This is a genomic window from Streptomyces sp. NPDC050636, from assembly GCF_040654775.1.
In the GTDB taxonomy this organism is placed as follows: Bacteria; Actinomycetota; Actinomycetes; order Streptomycetales; family Streptomycetaceae; genus Streptomyces.
This window is the reverse complement of sequence record NZ_JBFAIP010000017.1, coordinates 72,589-88,255: the sequence shown is the minus strand read 5'-3', so window position 1 is coordinate 88,255 and position 15,667 is coordinate 72,589. Positions and strand designations below refer to the sequence as shown.

General features: G+C 70.9%; 17 protein-coding genes. 10 read left to right on the top strand and 7 right to left on the bottom strand.

Annotation, left to right across the window (positions count from 1 at the left end; translation table 11 throughout):
* Positions 1 to 315 precede the first annotated feature (315 nt).
* Both AB0I10_RS16525 and AB0I10_RS16520 read right to left on the bottom strand, forming a co-directional pair.
* Complete coding sequence (locus AB0I10_RS16525; protein WP_363153152.1) at positions 316 to 1,956, bottom strand: ABC transporter permease; 1,641 nt, start codon at positions 1,954 to 1,956, stop codon at positions 316 to 318.
* A complete protein-coding gene (locus AB0I10_RS16520; RefSeq protein WP_363153151.1) occupies positions 1,953 to 2,879 on the bottom strand; it encodes an ABC transporter ATP-binding protein in 927 nt (308 codons plus the stop codon). The genes AB0I10_RS16525 and AB0I10_RS16520 overlap by 4 nt, the downstream gene beginning before the upstream one ends.
* Positions 2,880 to 2,993: 114 nt before the next feature.
* On the opposite strand from AB0I10_RS16520, the gene AB0I10_RS16515 reads away from it, so the two are divergent.
* Complete coding sequence (locus tag AB0I10_RS16515) at positions 2,994 to 3,533, top strand: MarR family transcriptional regulator (protein WP_363153177.1); 540 nt, start codon at positions 2,994 to 2,996, stop codon at positions 3,531 to 3,533.
* Between the two features lie 71 nt (positions 3,534 to 3,604).
* On the opposite strand, the gene AB0I10_RS16510 is transcribed toward AB0I10_RS16515, so the two are convergent.
* A complete protein-coding gene (locus AB0I10_RS16510) occupies positions 3,605 to 4,660 on the bottom strand; it encodes a hypothetical protein (RefSeq protein ID WP_363153150.1) in 1,056 nt (351 codons plus the stop codon).
* A 230-nt stretch (positions 4,661 to 4,890) separates the two neighbouring features.
* Here AB0I10_RS16510 and AB0I10_RS16505 point away from each other — a divergent pair, with 230 nt between their 5' ends.
* The 7 genes from AB0I10_RS16505 to AB0I10_RS16475 all read left to right on the top strand — a co-directional run bounded on the left by AB0I10_RS16505 (position 4,891) and on the right by AB0I10_RS16475 (position 8,516).
* The gene (locus AB0I10_RS16505; RefSeq protein WP_363153149.1) at positions 4,891 to 6,177 is read left to right on the top strand and encodes an adenylosuccinate synthase; all 1,287 of its coding nucleotides are present in this window, start codon (positions 4,891 to 4,893) and stop codon (positions 6,175 to 6,177) included.
* Positions 6,178 to 6,291: 114 nt separating this feature from the next.
* The gene (locus tag AB0I10_RS16500; RefSeq protein ID WP_363153148.1) at positions 6,292 to 7,152 is read left to right on the top strand and encodes a Scr1 family TA system antitoxin-like transcriptional regulator; all 861 of its coding nucleotides are present in this window, start codon (positions 6,292 to 6,294) and stop codon (positions 7,150 to 7,152) included.
* 4 nt (positions 7,153 to 7,156) lie between these two features.
* Positions 7,157 to 7,345, top strand: a complete 189-nt coding sequence (locus AB0I10_RS16495) for a DUF397 domain-containing protein (RefSeq protein ID WP_363153147.1) — start codon at positions 7,157 to 7,159, stop codon at positions 7,343 to 7,345.
* 229 nt (positions 7,346 to 7,574) lie between these two features.
* On the top strand, positions 7,575 to 7,703 hold the full coding sequence (locus AB0I10_RS16490) for a hypothetical protein (RefSeq protein WP_363153146.1): 129 nt from the start codon (positions 7,575 to 7,577) through the stop codon (positions 7,701 to 7,703).
* Positions 7,700 to 7,978: a hypothetical protein gene (locus AB0I10_RS16485; RefSeq protein WP_363153145.1), complete on the top strand. Its 279-nt coding sequence runs from the start codon at positions 7,700 to 7,702 to the stop codon at positions 7,976 to 7,978. Before AB0I10_RS16490 ends, AB0I10_RS16485 begins: the two co-directional genes overlap by 4 nt.
* 80 nt (positions 7,979 to 8,058) lie before the next feature.
* Positions 8,059 to 8,301, top strand: coding sequence for a hypothetical protein (locus AB0I10_RS16480; RefSeq protein WP_363153144.1), 243 nt, complete (start codon positions 8,059 to 8,061; stop codon positions 8,299 to 8,301).
* Positions 8,301 to 8,516, top strand: a complete 216-nt coding sequence (locus AB0I10_RS16475; RefSeq protein ID WP_363153143.1) for a type II toxin-antitoxin system HicA family toxin — start codon at positions 8,301 to 8,303, stop codon at positions 8,514 to 8,516. Before AB0I10_RS16480 ends, AB0I10_RS16475 begins: the two co-directional genes overlap by 1 nt.
* A gap of 27 nt (positions 8,517 to 8,543) precedes the next feature.
* Here the strand turns inward: AB0I10_RS16475 and AB0I10_RS16470 are convergent, their stop codons facing one another.
* From AB0I10_RS16470 to AB0I10_RS16455, 4 genes are all read right to left on the bottom strand, one after another.
* Positions 8,544 to 10,484: a serine/threonine-protein kinase gene (locus AB0I10_RS16470; RefSeq protein ID WP_363153142.1), complete on the bottom strand. Its 1,941-nt coding sequence runs from the start codon at positions 10,482 to 10,484 to the stop codon at positions 8,544 to 8,546.
* Between the two features lie 195 nt (positions 10,485 to 10,679).
* Entirely contained in the window at positions 10,680 to 12,272 is a 1,593-nt protein-coding gene (locus AB0I10_RS16465) for a serine/threonine-protein kinase (protein WP_363153176.1), read from the bottom strand.
* Between the two features lie 367 nt (positions 12,273 to 12,639).
* Entirely contained in the window at positions 12,640 to 13,128 is a 489-nt protein-coding gene (locus AB0I10_RS16460; RefSeq protein WP_363153141.1) for a MarR family transcriptional regulator, read from the bottom strand.
* Positions 13,129 to 13,145: 17 nt separating this feature from the next.
* Entirely contained in the window at positions 13,146 to 13,817 is a 672-nt protein-coding gene (locus tag AB0I10_RS16455; protein ID WP_363153140.1) for a DJ-1/PfpI family protein, read from the bottom strand.
* 268 nt (positions 13,818 to 14,085) lie between these two features.
* Here AB0I10_RS16455 and AB0I10_RS16450 point away from each other — a divergent pair, with 268 nt between their 5' ends.
* Positions 14,086 to 14,793, top strand: a complete 708-nt coding sequence (locus AB0I10_RS16450) for a DUF4956 domain-containing protein (RefSeq protein ID WP_363153139.1) — start codon at positions 14,086 to 14,088, stop codon at positions 14,791 to 14,793.
* Entirely contained in the window at positions 14,790 to 15,584 is a 795-nt protein-coding gene (locus tag AB0I10_RS16445) for a polyphosphate polymerase domain-containing protein (RefSeq protein WP_363153138.1), read from the top strand. The genes AB0I10_RS16450 and AB0I10_RS16445 overlap by 4 nt, the downstream gene beginning before the upstream one ends.
* Positions 15,585 to 15,667: the final 83 nt, after the last annotated feature.

Here is a 15,667-nt window from a genome sequence, read left to right as displayed (position 1 = left end):
CGGAGTGCCCGCCGGAGTGCCGACAGGAGTGCGCCGCCGGAGTCCGCTACAGCTCCGGCGGCACACGTGTGACGGGGCGGCCCCGCCCCCCGTCGGGGCCGCCCCGGGCTAGGGCCTGTCCGATGGGTCATGGCCGGGCCCGCGGCGTCTGGCACGGCACCTCGCGGCGTTGCCGAAACATCCCGATAGCTCCGCTATCGGGCCGCTCCGGCGCCTTGCGAGGCTCCCCCGTAGCCCTGAACGGGCACGGGAGGTGCCCCCACCGCCAGACGCCGCGGCCTTTCCGACCCTGACCCATCGGACAGGCCCTAGGGATCAGCCGATGTCGCGGCGGCGGAAGCCCACGAGGCCGGCGGCCAGGAGGAGCGCCGCGAGACCAAGCAGCCAGAGGAACGGGGTGGTGGTGACGTCCGCCCCGGGGAGCTTGGGGAGGTGGCTGTACGGGGAGAGGTTCATCGCCCACTGGGGGAGCCGGAGCGCCGGGCCGATCCAGCCGATGGCCAGGCAGCCGCCGACCACGGCCCAGGCGGCGGCCGATGCCTTGGGCACCACACCGAAGAGCAGGACGGCCAGGGAGACGAGGACCCAGACCGCGGGTATCTGGGCCAGGGCGGCACCCAGCACCGGCCCTATCCGTCCCCCGACGTTCTCCACGGCGATGCCGTAACTGATGCCGAGGGCCAGCCCGCCCACGGCCAGCACCACCGCCGTACCGAGATAGGCGATCACCAAGTGGCCGGCCGCCCAGCGCAGTCGGCCGACGGCGCCCGCGAGGACCGGCTCGGCGCGGTCGCCGGTCTCCTCGCTGCGCAGGCGCAGCACCGATCCCGCCCCGTAGAGCGCGGCGATCATCCCGAGCATGCCGACCATGGCGGCCAGGAAGGCGTCGGTCAGGGCCTGTTGGCCGCCCATCCGCTCGAAGATCTCGCGGGTCTGCGCGTTGCCGCCGACCATGTCGGCGACGCCGTCCGCGATGCCGCCGAAGACGGCGCCGGCGAAGGCGAAGCCGAGTGCCCAGCCCAGCAGAGTGGTGCGTTGGAGGCGCCAGGCGAGGCCGAAGGCGCCGTTGAGGGAGGCGGGCGCCCGCGCCGGGCCGGGGCGGGCGGGCAGGAAGCTCATGCCCAGGTCGCGGCGGGCGGTCAGGGCGTACGCGGCCGAGACGCTCACCGCGACGGCGCCGAGGAAGAGAAGCAGTACCCACCAGCGCTCGTCGGCGAAGGCCCGCAGATTCTCCGCCCAGCCGGCCGGCGAGATCCAGGTCAGCGGGGAGGAGGCGTTCTGCGACGCCGCGTCGCCCGCCGCGCGCAGGACGAAGGCGAGTCCGAGGACGGCCCCGGTCAGGCCCTTGGCCAGCCGCGCGCTCTCGGTGAGCTGCGCGGCGATCGCGGCCAGGCCGGCGAAGAGCATGCCGGTGCCGCCGATGGCGAGGCCGAGGGCGAGCGAACCCCCCGCCGGCTGCCCGGAGTTGGCCAGTCCGGCGGTGATGAGCAAGGCGAGCGCCGCGTTGGCGACGAGCGCGGCCAGCAGTGCGGCGGTCAGCGGGGCGCGCCGGCCGACCATCGCGGCGGACAGCAGCTCCTGACGGCCGGTCTCCTCTTCCTCGCGGGTGTGCCGTACGACGATGAGCAGGCTCATCACGGCGGCGAGAACGGCCGCCATGCCGCCGATGCGCCAGGCGACCAGGCCGCCGATGGAGTCGCTGAAGACCGGCCCGTACATGGCGCGCAGCGAGCCGTTGGCGTTCATGGAGTTGGCGACGTCGGCCCGCTCGGCGGCGGTGCCGTACAGCGTCTCCAGGGTGGATCCCATGCTGACGACGACCAGCCCCAGGACCAGGACCCAGGCCGGGATCATGAGCCGGTCGCGGCGCAGCGCCAGGCGCAACAGGGCGCCGGTGCCCGCCAGATCGCGGGATCCGCCCCGGCGGACAGCGGGGGCGGTGGTCACTGCGGTCATCGTGCGTTCGCCCCTTCGCGTACCTCGTCCTGGTAGTGGCGGAGGAAGAGTTCCTCCAGGGTGGGCGGAGTGCTGATGAGGCTGCGGACGCCGGATTCGCTGAGCGAGCGCAGCACGGCGTCGAGCTTGTCGGTGTCGACCTGGAGCTTGACGCGGTGGCCGCGACCCCCGTCGATCGACTGACTGGCGAGGTCGTGGACGCCGGGGAGGCGGCTCAGGCCGTTGGGCGGGCCTACGAGTTCGGCGGTCACGGAGGTGCGGGTGAGGTGTCGCAGCTCGCCGAGCGAGCCGGTCTCCACGGTCTGCCCCTTGCGGATGATGCTGATGCGGTCGCAGAGCGCCTCGACCTCGGACAGGATGTGGCTGGAGAGCAGGACCGTACGGCCCCGGTCGCGCTCCCGCTCCACGCAGTCGCGGAAGACCTCCTCCATCAGCGGGTCCAGGCCCGACGTCGGCTCGTCGAGGATCAGCAGATCGACGTTGGAGGCGAAGGCGGCGACCAGGGCGACCTTCTGACGGTTGCCCTTGGAGTACGTGCGCCCCTTCTTCGTGGGGTCCAGCTCGAACCGCTCCAGGAGATCGGCCCGGCGGGCGGAGTCCAGTCCTCCGCGCAGGCGCCCGTAGAGGTCGATGACCTCGCCGCCGGAGAGGTTGCGCCACAGGGTGACGTCACCGGGGACGTAGGCGACGCGGCGGTGCAGCTCGACCGCGTCGCGCCAGGGGTCCTTGCCCAGGAGCTGTGCGGCCCCTCTGTCGGCGCGCAGCAGGCCCAGCAGGACCCGGATCGTCGTGGACTTGCCCGCGCCGTTGGGTCCGAGGAAGCCGTGCACCTCGCCGGCCTCGACGCTGAGGTCGAGGCCGTCCAGTGCGTGCGTCCGGCCGAATGACTTGTGGAGGCCAGCCACCGAGATTGCCGTCGTCATGATTTCGAAGATACGCTAGATTCACAAATTTGTGAAGTTAAGAAAGCGTATAAAGTTGGCTCGGGGGCTCTGATCAGGGGAGATGATGCGGACATGGACGCGGAGATGGCGGAGATGAGTGAGCAGCCGCAGCAGGGTGGCGACAAACAGGGTGGCGAGGGCCGCCGTGACGAGGCGGTCACGACGTTCATCGAGCGGTTCGCCGCGCAGCTGGTGGACGCCGGAATGCAGCGGATGCCCTCCCGTGTCTTCGCCTGCCTGCTGGCGACCGACGACGGCGTGCTGACGTCGGCAGAGCTCGGCGAGCGCCTCCAGGTCAGCCCGGCCGCCGTGTCCGGCGCGGTCCGCTATCTCGCGCAGGTCGGCATGCTGAGCCGCGAGCGCGAGCCGGGCTCCCGCCGCGACCGCTACCGGGTGCACAGCGACCAGTGGTACGACGCCCTGACCCGCCGGGACAGCATCCTGACCCGCTGGGAGGCCACGCTGCGCGACGGTGTCGAGAGCCTCGGGGAGACGTCCCTCGCGGGCCGGCGGATCAGCGAATCGCTGGCCTTCATGGAGTTCATGCAGAAGGAGCTCTCCGGGATGATGGAGCGCTGGCGCGAGCACGTGGCAGAGCTGCGCGCGGAGGAGAGCGGGGCTTCGCGGGGCTGAGGGGTTCCGCCGGGCTCCCTGCCGTCGGCAGGGCGGCGTCAGCCCTACTGGCCCCGGGACGGGCGTCAGTCCTACTGGCTCCGGGGCACCGTCAGCCGCCACGCCCCCGGCTGAACCGTCCACGTACGGGTCCGTACCGGCCCGCCGACCACCGCGTCCGCCCGGTAGTGGAAGTCGGGCCCGGACACCGTCACCGCCCGCGCCCGGGTCCGTACGGGCCGCTCGGAGCCGGGCCAGTGCACCACGACCTCGGCCAGCCCGTCCGCACCGGCACCGCCGTCCGGCCCGGCCTCCGCCCGTGCCCCATCCATCCCCACCGTGCCGTCCGCGTCATCCGCCCCGCCCGGCACCACTGAGACGCCCCGTACCGGCCGGTCAAGATCAGCCAGCAGCACACCATCCGCCTCGATCCGCAGCCGCAGCCGCTGGGCCGGCACCCGCCCGCGCCGCCCGCCGGCCGGCGACGAGAGCAGCGCCAGCGCCGACCGTGCGGTCCGCGCCGCCGGTGCCCACCACGGCCGCCGCCCATCGCCGTCCGCGCCGGCAAGACCATCTGCGGAGCCCGCGCTCCCGGTGCCCGCCGAGCCCAAAAGATGCGCCGAACCCGCCAGGCACGCCTCGGGCCCCGCCCCCAGCACATGCCCGTTCCCCTGCGCATGCCCATGCCCGTACGGCATCCCGTTCGCGCTGCCGTCCCGGTCCCCGTCCCCGCTCCCGCAAGGAATCCGCAGCCCGCCCAGCACAATCCCGTCGCTGTCGTCCGTGAGCAGATCCATCGACCGCTCCCCGCCGTCCAGCACGGTCCGCGCGGCGGCCACCGTGTCCGTGGGGACCCCCAGCGCACCGCTCAGCGCCACCGCGCCCGGCGTTCCCACCGGGACCATCGACAGCGCCACCCGCCCCAGCTCCCGCTCCTTGTGCAGCAGGCCGACGGCCCGCAGCAGCGCACGGTCATCGCCGATCACCACCGGGCGCCGCTGCCCGCGCCGGGCCAGCGCCCGGGCAAATTCCTCCGGCCCCTCGGGAAGGCAGATTTTCGCTCCCGCGCCCGCGCACAGGACATCCTTCGCGATGCGCACGGATTCGCCGTCCGTACTACGGGCGACCGGGTCGATGACTACGAGCAAGGGGTACCCCCGAACGGACTCCGCGGGAGAGTGCCCAGAAGGCTGCGCCGACACCTCGGTCCTTCCTCAGGTAGCATCTCGGTGCAAGAGCCCCTTGCGCTATTGCGCCAGGGGCTTCGTCTATTCCGGGGCACCGGTCCGACGGCTCTAGCGATGACGTACGCGTGAACACGCACGCCGACGCCATCCACGCACGTTGGACATGCCCCGCCCGGAAGGGGTGTACGCCTGTGCCCGCACTTGTGCTGCTCGGTGCTCAGTGGGGTGATGAAGGCAAGGGAAAGGCCACCGATCTGCTCGGTGGATCCGTTGACTATGTGGTGCGCTACCAGGGCGGTAACAACGCCGGCCACACGGTCGTCGTCGGCGACCAGAAGTACGCGCTGCACCTTCTCCCTTCCGGAATCCTCTCGCCGGGGTGTACCCCGGTCATCGGCAACGGCGTCGTCGTCGACCCTGCGGTCCTGCTCTCCGAGCTGAGCGGACTCAATGACCGCGGCGTCGACACGTCCAAGCTGCTGATCAGCGGTAACGCGCATCTGATCACGCCGTACAACATCACCGTCGACAAGGTGACGGAACGCTTCCTCGGAAAGCGGAAGATCGGCACGACCGGGCGCGGCATCGGCCCGACCTACGCCGACAAGATCAACCGCACCGGCATCCGCGTCCAGGACCTCTACGACGAGTCGATCCTGATCCAGAAGGTCGAGGCGGCGCTCGACGTCAAGAACCAGCTCCTGACCAAGCTCTACAACCGGCGCGCCATCGAGGCGAGCCAGGTCGTCGACGAGCTGCTGGGCTACGCCGACCAGATCAAGGGCTTCGTCGCCGACACCACCCTGATCCTCAATGACGCCCTCGACCAGGACAAGGTCGTCCTCTTCGAAGGCGGACAGGGCACGCTGCTCGACATCGATCACGGCACGTACCCCTTCGTCACGTCCTCGAACCCGACCGCAGGCGGCGCCTGCACCGGTGCGGGCGTCGGACCGACGAAGATCAACCGGGTCATCGGCATCCTCAAGGCGTACACGACGCGCGTCGGCGCCGGCCCCTTCCCGACCGAGCTGTTCGACAAGGACGGCGAGGCGCTGCGCACCATCGGCGGCGAGCGCGGTGTCACCACCGGCCGCGACCGCCGCTGCGGCTGGTTCGACGCCGTTATCGCACGCTACGCGACCCGAGTCAACGGTCTGACGGACTTCTTCCTGACCAAGCTCGACGTCCTCACGGGCTGGGAGCAGATCCCGGTTTGCGTCGCGTACGAGATCGACGGCAAGCGGGTCGAGGAACTGCCCTACAGCCAGAGCGACTTCCACCACGCGAAGCCGGTCTACGAGAACCTGCCGGGCTGGTCCGAGGACATCAGCAAGGCGCAGTCCTTCTCCGACCTGCCGAAGAACGCGCAGGCGTACGTGAAGGCGCTGGAGGAGATGTCGGGCGCGCCGATCTCCGCGATCGGGGTCGGTCCCGGCCGGAACGAGACGATCGAGATCAACTCGTTCCTGTCCTGATCACGTAGATCACGTAGTTCGCGTGCTTATGTGCCGTGGCCGGCTGGCGTCATTGTCAGTCGGTCACGGCACACTTGCATGCAGATACGTGGAGTGATGGAGGAGGGGGAGCGGATGCCGGTACGGAAGCCTCCGACGGAGCGGCAGCGGCGGTTGGGCGCGGAGCTGCGCAAGATGCGCGAGCATTTGGGATTGTCGCTGACCGAGGCCGCCGCGATGCACGGAACGGATCGGACCACCGTCAGCAACATTGAGGCCGCCCGCTTCGGCGTCAGCGCCGACCGGGTGCGGGTCTGGGCTGCCAACTATTCATGCCCCGACCGCGACTACGTTGATGCGTTGGTCGAAATCGCGAGGGAACGGCGCAGCGCGTGGGCGGGCTGGTGGGACGACTACCGCGACACACTCGCGGTCGGGAACCTGGACCTCGCCGAGATGGAGCATCACGCAGTCGGGTTCCGCGCCGTACAGCTCGCCCACATGCCGGGGCTCCTTCAGCACGAGGACTACGCGCGTGCTGTCTTCGAGGAAGCTGTCCCGCCGCTGACGCCGGGGGATCTCGAACGGAAAGTTGCCTTCCGTGTCAGGCGCAGTGCCGTGCTGGACCGGGCGCAGCCACCGAAGTGCACATACCTCGTGCACGAGGCAGCGTTGCGTATGCAGTTCGGTGGGAGAGCGGTGGTCAAGACCCAGTTGGATCACCTGCTGAAGCAGTCCGATCGCGAGAACGTGACGATTCGCATCGTCCCGTTCGTGGCGGGTGGGCTGCCCGGTGCGGGTGCCTCAACTCTCTACGTGTGCGGCGCTGTCGCACAGCTGGACACGGTGCAGTCGGACACGCCTGCGGGGGCGAGGTTCCTGCATGCCGAAACTCATCTTGCGAACTATCGTGCGGTTCTGGATCGTGTGGAGCAGCGCTCGCTCGACCCTGGTAGTTCGCGGGACTTCATCTGCGACGTTGCACGGCAACTCTGAAAGCGTGAGAAGCGTGGACCTTCAATGGCGTAAGTCCTCTTTCTCGGAGGAATCGGATGGCAGCCACTGCCTTGAACTCGCCTCGCGCGACGGCGACATACTCGTGCGGGAGAGCGATGATCCCGGCGTGATAGTCACGACGTCGCCGCAGCAGTTGCGGGCGTTCCTGGCATATGCCGATTACGCGTTCTGATGCACAACGCGTTGTAAGTGCAGGGCCGTTGTCGCTACCGTTAACGCAAGGCGCCCCGGCGGTGTGTCCGCACCCCGGGGCTTGGCCAACGCTTAGTAGGAGCGTCAGCATGCGCCAGCGTATCCGGTGTGCCATTTTCCGAACACTCACCTTTCTCCTTGCGTGCTTAGTGCCCGCTACTGGGCGGCGACGATGCGCGGGTGTTCACGTACCCATAGCTGCAACTCCCGTGCCGCCACCGCGCCCACGCAAGTGGGCACGATCCCCGCTCCTCGACGGCGAGCCGGTGTTCGTCGACGGTCAGCCCCTCGTCCGGCCGTACCTCCTCGCGTACGAGCGGCAGGTGGCGGCGGCGTGAACAGGGGCAACCCGCACGGGCTGCGTATCAGCCGCGTCCCCGGCAAGCCCGTCCAGCGCGATGAGTACGGCGACTACGAGATCCACCTGTGGTTGCGCCACGACGGCAAGTTCGACGGCGACATCACCCTCCAACTCTCCCCGTGTGAAACGGAGTTGTTGCACGCGCAGCTCTGTTTCGCGCTCGACGGCGAGCCGGTGACGACCTACGCCGATGTCACTCCGGGCTGCCGGAAGGGCCCCGGCAGTCTCGCCTCGCGGATGCGCTGGCCGTAGGCCCAGGTAGGACGGCAGATCGTTCGCCCTGCCCGTAGACTCGACGGCGGACCCCGCGACACAGCTATGGGAGACCTCGGATGTCTGACCAGCGCGTCACCTTCCACGTCCTTTACACGCCTGACGAAGGCGGCTACAACGCCCTGGAGCCGGTCACCGGCACGACAAGCTGGGGCAAGGACCTCGCCGAGGCGAAGGCGATGATCGCTGAGGCTCTTGAGCTGTACTTCGCCGAGGTGTCCCGAGAGGACGCCGCAGAGATCGCCGCGCGGCAGGCCGACGCCTGGTCGGGCGACGTGGACGTGACGGTGAGCGCAGCCTGATGCCGCCGCTCCCGCAGATCTCTTCCGAGCGGCTCATCAAGGCGCTGGAACACCTTGGCTTCACCCGCCGGGCCGGGAAGGGCTCGCACACGGTCATGCGGCGCGGAAGCGTCGTCTGCGTCGTACCGCACCGCAGCCCGGTCCCGAAGGGCACGCTCGCGAACGTGCTTCGGCAGGCCGGTGTCACCGCCGATCAGCTCATGGACGCGATGTAACCTTCGGCGGCCCAGAGCGGGCTGCCCCTACCCCACCCTCGAATACGTCCGCGGCTCCTTGTCCCCGCCCAGGAACTCGCGGTGCAACGTGGCGTCGTCGGTGAGGTGGAAGACGGACGGGCTGCTCGGCTCGCAGCCGGGGGCTGCGATGTCGACGACCGAGGGGCCGATGATCAGGTCGCCCTCCGCGGAGTACAGGTCGGCGTGGGCGGTGCAGCGGCCGTTGCGGCTCTCGACGACGGTGGTGAGGACCGTGCTGCCGACGGGGGCCCGCTTGATGGTGATGCGGTTGGTTCCCCCGTCGGCGGTCGGGCGCTGCCAGGTGCCGAGGTATTCGGCCGGGATCGTCTCGGCGGCCGGGTCCAGGCGGTGCAGCGTCGCGGTGCGGCCTGCCGCCGACCACTTCAGGGTGCCGCCGTGGCCCGGTTCGAGCGTGTGCTCGCCGAGCGCGGAGCAGCGGCCGGAGGGAATGGAGCGTACGACCTCGGTGTCCAGGCGCAGCGCGGGGCGTCCGTCGTCCGCCGTGACGGAGACCAGCTTGGCGTCGCTCCTGCACTCGTACGTCGGGCCGAGGCTGGTGCTGTTCGCGACCACCTCACCGAGCTTGCCGCGCGAGATCACGAACCGGCGCTGCTGCCCGGTGGACGCGCCTTCCCGAAGGACGCGGCCGGACCAGGTGCCGATGTAGCGGGCGGGGATGTCGGAGGCGGAGGAGGAGGCCGAGGCGGCGGCGGAGGAGGAGTTGGATGTGTCGTCCGCGCCGGTCAGGAGGGGGATGGCGATGACGGTCGCGGCGGCGGTGGCGGTTGCGGCGACGACCGCCGCGGCGAGCAGGGGCAGCCAGCGGCGCCGGGCAGGGGAGCCCACTTCGGCCGGGGCCTGCGGTTCTTCGCCGACCGGTGCCCCTACGTCCGGCCGCACCGTCTGCAGGGTCGCCGCACTCACGTCCGGACGCGCCGTGCGGAGGGTCGTGCCCGTGTCCCCGGCGCCTCGGCCGTCCGTCCGGCGCGGCGCACGCGACTGGCCGCCGGGCGGGGTGTCCGTGTTCAGGAGGCGTACGGCGTGCTGGCCCAGGCTCGCGATCAGCTCTGCCGGCAGCCAGGGCGCCTCCGCCGCGCCGCTGCTCACCGGACCGAGCCGGTCCACGATCTCCTCGGGCGCGGGGCGCGCCGCCGGGTCCTTGGCCAGGCAGGACTCGATCAGAGCGCGGATTCCCTCCGGCACCTCGGCCAGGTCCGGCTCGTCCTGCGCGATCTTGAACATCACCGCATGCACGCCCGACGCGACGCTGCCGAACGGCATCCGCCCGGTCGCCGCATACGCCAGCACCGAGCCGACACAGAAGACATCGCTGGCCGGGCCGATGCGATCGCCCCGGACCTGCTCGGGCGACATGAAGCTGGGTGAGCCGACGACCACGCCGGTACGGGTCTGGGTCTGGTCGCCGACCGCGTCCAGGGCCCGCGCGATACCGAAGTCGATGACCCGGGGGCCGTCGATGGTGAGCAGGACGTTGGACGGCTTGAGGTCGCGGTGCACCAGGCCGACGCCGTGGATGTCGAGCAGCGCGCAGGCGAGCCCGTAGGCGAGGCGCCGGAGCGAGTACTCGGGGAGCGCTCCGTACGTGCCACCCCGGCCGCGCGATCCGCCGACGATCTCGCTGAGTGCGGGACCTGCGATGTAACCGGTGGCGACCCAGGGGACGTCGGCCTCGGTGTCGGCGTCCAGGACCGGCGCGGTCCACTGGCCGCCGACCCGGCGCGCGGCCGCGACCTCGGCCCGGAAGCGGTCCCGGAACTCCTCCTCGGCCGCCAGCTCGGCCTTCACCAGCTTCACGGCGACGGTCCGGCCGCCCTCGGAACGGGCGAGGTAGACCCGGCCCATCCCGCCGCTGCCGAGGCGGCTGACCAGCCGGTAGTCCCCGATCCACTGCGGATCGTCGGCCGTCAGCCCGCGCAGGCCGTCCATCCGAGCGTCCTCCCCCGTACCTGTGTCGTTCTCGTCGTCCAGGGGTTGCGCCCGTGGCCCCGCGGGGTGCTCCCGTGGCTTCGCTGAGCTTAGGCATGCGCTGATCGCGCAATGGCAGACGGATCGTTACGAGGGGAGAACGATCGGGGGAGTGCGGTGGAAGGAGAGGTGAATTCCGGGTGCGGTGAGCGCCTGTCAGCCCGTCCTGCGGTACAACGACGGAGCCTTGCCGCCGTCGAAGGCCCGCCGCAGCTGGCCGTTCACCAGCTCCAGACTGCTCGCGGCGCCGGGGCGGCAGCTCTCGGCCGGGCCCGACACCACCGTGGAAGGGCCGAGGTGGACCGGCGGCCCCGCGCTCTCCAAGGTGGCCGCGAACTCGCATTGGTACCCGGCTCCGGAGTCCGTCGTTCCGGAGGCCGTCATCTTCAGTACGGTGTCGCCGGACTTGCCCTGGATGAGTGTGAAACGCCGGATATTGACGCCGCGTTCGTCGAGCGTTGTCTCCCATGTGCCGAGGTAGTCGGCCGGTATGCCCCCGTTCGCCGCGGGCTGGGCCGACCCTTGCTCCTTCTTGCCTTTGCCGCTGTCCCCGGACTGCCCGTTGTCCTTCCCGTTCAGCAGGACGTAGGCGGTGGTCGCACCTGCCCCGGCCAGTGCGAGCGCGACCGCGACCGTCAGGGCGGTGCCGACACCACGACGGCGCGGCGCCGGGGCGGCGACGGGGCCGTGCGCTACGGGCGACGTCGGAGTGATGGCCGACGCGGGTGCGGGTGGGGGTGGGGGTGCGACCGCGGTCGGCATCGCGGCGGTTGGCTGTGGCGCGCCCGGCGGGGCGAGCCGTGCACCGGCCCCGTCCGTCCCGCTCGTGGGGTTCTCCGCCTCCAGCAACTCCACGGCGTGCCGCCCGAGGCGGGCGATCAGCGCGCCAGGCAGCCACGGTTCACCGTTCGCGTCCCGGTCGTCCTCGCCGTCCCCCTCCCCCTCGGCCTGGGCCAACAGCTGTGCTGGAGTGGGGCGTTGGGCGGGGTCCTTGGCCAGGCAGCCGGCGATCAGGTCGTGCAGTCCTTCGGGGAGCGCGGACAGGTCGGGCTCCTCCTGCGCGATGCGGTACATCACCGCGTGCACCCCGCTCTCGGGCGTCCCGAACGGCTGCCGCCCAGTGGCCGCGTACATGAGGACCGAGCCGAGGCAGAAGACATCGCTGGCCGGGGTGAGCGAGGTGCCGCGTATCTGCTCGGGAGACATGAAGCCCGGTGAGCCGACCGCCTCGCCGGTGCGGGTCAGGCCGCTGCCGGCCACCGCGTCCAGCGCCCGTGCGATGCCGAAGTCGATGACCCGGGGGCCGTCGATGGTGAGCAGGACGTTGGACGGTTTGAGGTCACGGTGGATGATCCCGGCGGTGTGGATCGACTCCAGGGCGAGGGCCAGTCCGGACGCCAGGATCCGTACGGTCCGCTCGGGCAGCGGTGTGCCCCCGGTGACGGCCTGCTGGAGGGAGGGGCCCGCGATATAGCCGGTGGCGACCCAGGGCGTCTCGGCCTCGGTGTCCGCGTCCAGTACGGGCGCGGTCCACTCCCCGCCGACCCGGCGCGCGGCCCGCACCTCCTGCCGGAAGCGCGCCCGGAACTGCTCCTGGTCGGCCAGCTCCCAGCGCACCAGTTTGACGGCGGCTGTACGCCCGCGGTCCGAACGGGCCAGGAACACCTGGCCCATGCCGCCCTCGCCGAGCCGCCCGATCAGGCGGTACTCCCCGATCTGCTGCGGGTCACGGTCTTTGAGCGGCGCCAGTGCGCCGGGCCGTCCCGTCAGTGCGCCGGGCCGTCCCGTCAGTGCGCCGGGCCGTCCCGCCAGTGCGTCGGGCCGTCCCGCCAGTGCGTCGGGGCGTGCCGTCTGCCCCGGCCGTATCTGCTGCCCAGCACGTCCCGGCTGTTCCACGATCCGCCGCCCTTTTCCCCGTATCCGCCTTGCCGGAGAGTAGGCGCCGACGCGAGCACCCAGGACGGCGTTGGCCGTTCCGTTATGGGGTCCCCGTCCGGCTGTTATGGGATCCCCGTGGCCTGTACGGGTGCCCGTCGGCCCTTCTCTTCCGCCCAGAGGGTACCGAGCGCCGTACGCAGCCCCACCCGGTGTCCGGACAGTGAGCCGGCGGTGCGCCTCAGCGGGGCGGGAGCTCGTCCGGCAGAGCCTCCAGGGCGCTCGACAGATCCTCCAGTGCGGTCATCACCCGCCGGAAGTCGTCCGCCCCGCCGAGCTGTTCGCAGAGCCGGGCGGCGAATGCGGCGTGGCCGGGGGTGATGCGCTGGACGGCGGCGCGCCCTTCCTCGGTGGGGGCGAGGAGTTTCGCGCGGCGGTGCGCCGGATTGGGGCGGTACTCGGCCAGGCCGCGCGCCACCAGGAGGTCCGCGATGCGCTGCACGCTCTGCCGGGTGATGCCCATGGCGCGGGCAATACCGGCGACGGGGAGCGGCTCGGGCAGCACGGCGCCGAGGACCTGCCACCACGCGGCGGTCAGCCCGGCGGGCTGCGCGAGGTGGTCCGCCACGGACAGGAACTGGCCGTTGAGGCGGAAGGCGGCGAGGGCGGTACGGCTGAGGAGTTCGGGGAGCGCGGGGTCGGGATCGGGAGCGGGGAGGGGATCGGTCATGGGCTGTCAGTCCTTCCTCAGTCCTCGCTGCCGGAACCCGTGTCGCCCGCCGCCATCAGGACGGGATACGCGGACGCGTCGGAGCGGGCGAACAGGCGGTACCAGGCGTCAAGGACCTGCGGTTCCATGACGTCCAGCTCGGCGAAGATCTCGCGGGCGAACGCGACCGGCTCGGTCGGCCCGGCGGTGATCAGGCCGCGGTCGCGGACCGCGTCGGCCTCGCGGTAGTGGTCGCCACCCTTGTAGCCGGGCTGCTCGGCGAGGTATCCGGCGGCGCCGCTGGTGTGCGGACGGTCGTCCAGCAGCCCCTCCCGGGCAAGGCCGGCGGTCGTGCCGCAGATCGCGGCGACCGGCACCCCCGCGTCCAGGAACTCCCGGGCCTTGCGGGCGAACGGCGCCAACTCCTCTCCGGTGTCCCAGAGATGGGCGCCGGGGAGGATCAGCAGCGCACTGTCCTCGGGGCGCAGGGAGTCGAGGGCGAGGTCGGCGAGGATCCGCAGTCCACCCATCGTCGTCACCGGGCGGTCGGTGCCGGACGCGACGGTGACCACGTCGTACGCGGTGTGCGGCGAGCGGAAGAGGCTGCCTTCGCGCAGCTGGGTGGTGGCGTGGCCGAACTCCCAGTCCGCGAGCGTGTCGTAGGCGGCGAGGTGCACGGTGCGGGGGCGGGTCGGGGTGTGCTCGTTCATGACGTCTCCTCGATCTGCCGGACCCTGTCAGATGACAGCACTCTGTCATTTCGACAGTGCACTGTCAATGGGCAGCAATGGGCGGTCAATGGGCGGTCAATGGGCGATCGATGGGCGGTCGATGGGCCTTTCGGGAGTGGTGTGCCTCCTTAACCCGCACCGGAGGCGCCCTTAACCCCGCCGTTCCTAACGTCCGTGCCGTACCGCACGGAGCGACCCAAACAAGCGACCCAACAAGCGGCACGACAAGCGACACGACTGAGGAGTGATGGACGCCTTGGAGACATACGGGCAACTGGCGGCGCGGCTGGCGATCGATCTGGCCGCGGTGAGCGTGCTGACCTTCGCCGTGTACTACCCGCGGCACCGGCGCCGCGACCTGGTGCCGGCCTATCTGGCGCTGAATGTCGCACTGTTCTCCGTGGTCGCGGCCCTGTCGCGGGTCGGCGAGAACGGCGGTATGGCGCTCGGCTTCGGGCTGTTCGGGGTGCTGTCGATCATCCGGCTGCGCTCGGACTCCATTCAGCACGAGGAGGTTGCGTACTACTTCACGACCCTGGTGCTGGGCCTGCTGTGTGCGCTGCCGCACCTCCCGCTCGCCGTGGCCGGGGCGCTGGCCACCCTCCTCCTGCTGGTCATCCATATCGCCGACCATCCGCGACTGCTGTCCGGCACCCGCCGCGTCGTGATCACCCTGGACGTTGTGCACGCCGACCAGGCGGCCCTACGCGCCGACCTGGCCCGCCGCCTCGGCGAGCCGCTCACATGGACCGTGCGGAAGGTGGATTTTGTCCGAGACTTGATGGTGGTGGATGTTCGATTCCGCGTGACGGAACTTTCCGGGGGTGTGGAGCGTAGAACGCGGAGCACCGCACAGAGCGCTCCCCGGTCCCGCACGATCGCCCTTCCCCAAGCTCTCAACGCTGTTCGAGCTGGGGGAGACCCCAACCGCCCGCCCGCCAAGGAGACCGTGTGATTCCCGCCGTACGAGCCATCGCGCGCGCCGCCATGGCCGCGCGCCCCGTACCGCTCGCCGATGTCCAGGCGCGTGCCGAACTCCTTGCCCGCTTCGACCACAGCTATCTCGTCCCGGTCGAGGTCTTCGCCGCCTTCGCGGCCGAACTCACCGACCCGCGCAGGCCCGGCGGCCCGTTCGCCGCGCTGTGCATCAACGGCCGCCGCTGGTTCCGCTATCACTCCGCCTACTACGACACCCCTGACCTGCGGTGCTTCCACGACCACCGGCAGGGCCGGCGACTGCGCTACAAGATCCGCGAGCGGCTGTACGAGGACACCGGCGAGCGGCAGTTCGAGATCAAACTCAAGGGACGGCGCGGCGAGACGGTCAAACACCGGCAGCCGCTGCTGCCCGGCGACGCGGCCCTCGGCCATGCCCCGCGGGGCTTCCTCGCCTCCGTACTGGACCGCACGTACGGCATCGAGGCCCCCACCGAACTGGGGCTCTCCATAGAGACCGACTACCAGCGGACCACCTTCGTCGCGGACGGGCAGCGCATCACCTGCGACGCGGCCCTGGTCTGCCGCGACCTGGAGACCGGCCGGACCGTACGGGCCGACGGCGGCCTGGTCCTCGTCGAGACCAAGACCACCGGCCATCTGACCGAGGCGGACCGGCTGCTGCACGGCTACGGCTTGCGCGCCGCCGAATTCACCAAGTACTGCGGGGCGTTGGCGGCCCTGCGCCCGGAGCTGACCGCCAACCACTGGCGGCGGGCGGTGCGGACGGTCTTTCCCGCGGCGGCTTGAGGGCCGGGGGCGGCCGCCCCAAGCGATCCAGCTTGATCGTTTTCGATCGAATATGGAACCGTGATCGCACATCACATGTCCGT

Coding starts and splice junctions, on each gene's coding strand:
- AB0I10_RS16480 (WP_363153144.1), top strand. CDS start 8,059: ATGTCTGACCAGCGCGTCACCTTCCACGTCCTTTACACGCCTGACGAA.
- AB0I10_RS16475 (WP_363153143.1), top strand. CDS start 8,301: ATGCCGCCGCTCCCGCAGATCTCTTCCGAGCGGCTCATCAAGGCGCTG.
- AB0I10_RS16515 (WP_363153177.1), top strand. CDS start 2,994: ATGAGTGAGCAGCCGCAGCAGGGTGGCGACAAACAGGGTGGCGAGGGC.
- AB0I10_RS16450 (WP_363153139.1), top strand. CDS start 14,086: ATGGACGCCTTGGAGACATACGGGCAACTGGCGGCGCGGCTGGCGATC.
- AB0I10_RS16470 (WP_363153142.1), bottom strand. CDS start 10,484: ATGGACGGCCTGCGCGGGCTGACGGCCGACGATCCGCAGTGGATCGGG.
- AB0I10_RS16525 (WP_363153152.1), bottom strand. CDS start 1,956: ATGACCGCAGTGACCACCGCCCCCGCTGTCCGCCGGGGCGGATCCCGC.
- AB0I10_RS16520 (WP_363153151.1), bottom strand. CDS start 2,879: ATGACGACGGCAATCTCGGTGGCTGGCCTCCACAAGTCATTCGGCCGG.
- AB0I10_RS16455 (WP_363153140.1), bottom strand. CDS start 13,817: ATGAACGAGCACACCCCGACCCGCCCCCGCACCGTGCACCTCGCCGCC.
- AB0I10_RS16460 (WP_363153141.1), bottom strand. CDS start 13,128: ATGACCGATCCCCTCCCCGCTCCCGATCCCGACCCCGCGCTCCCCGAA.
- AB0I10_RS16500 (WP_363153148.1), top strand. CDS start 6,292: ATGCCGGTACGGAAGCCTCCGACGGAGCGGCAGCGGCGGTTGGGCGCG.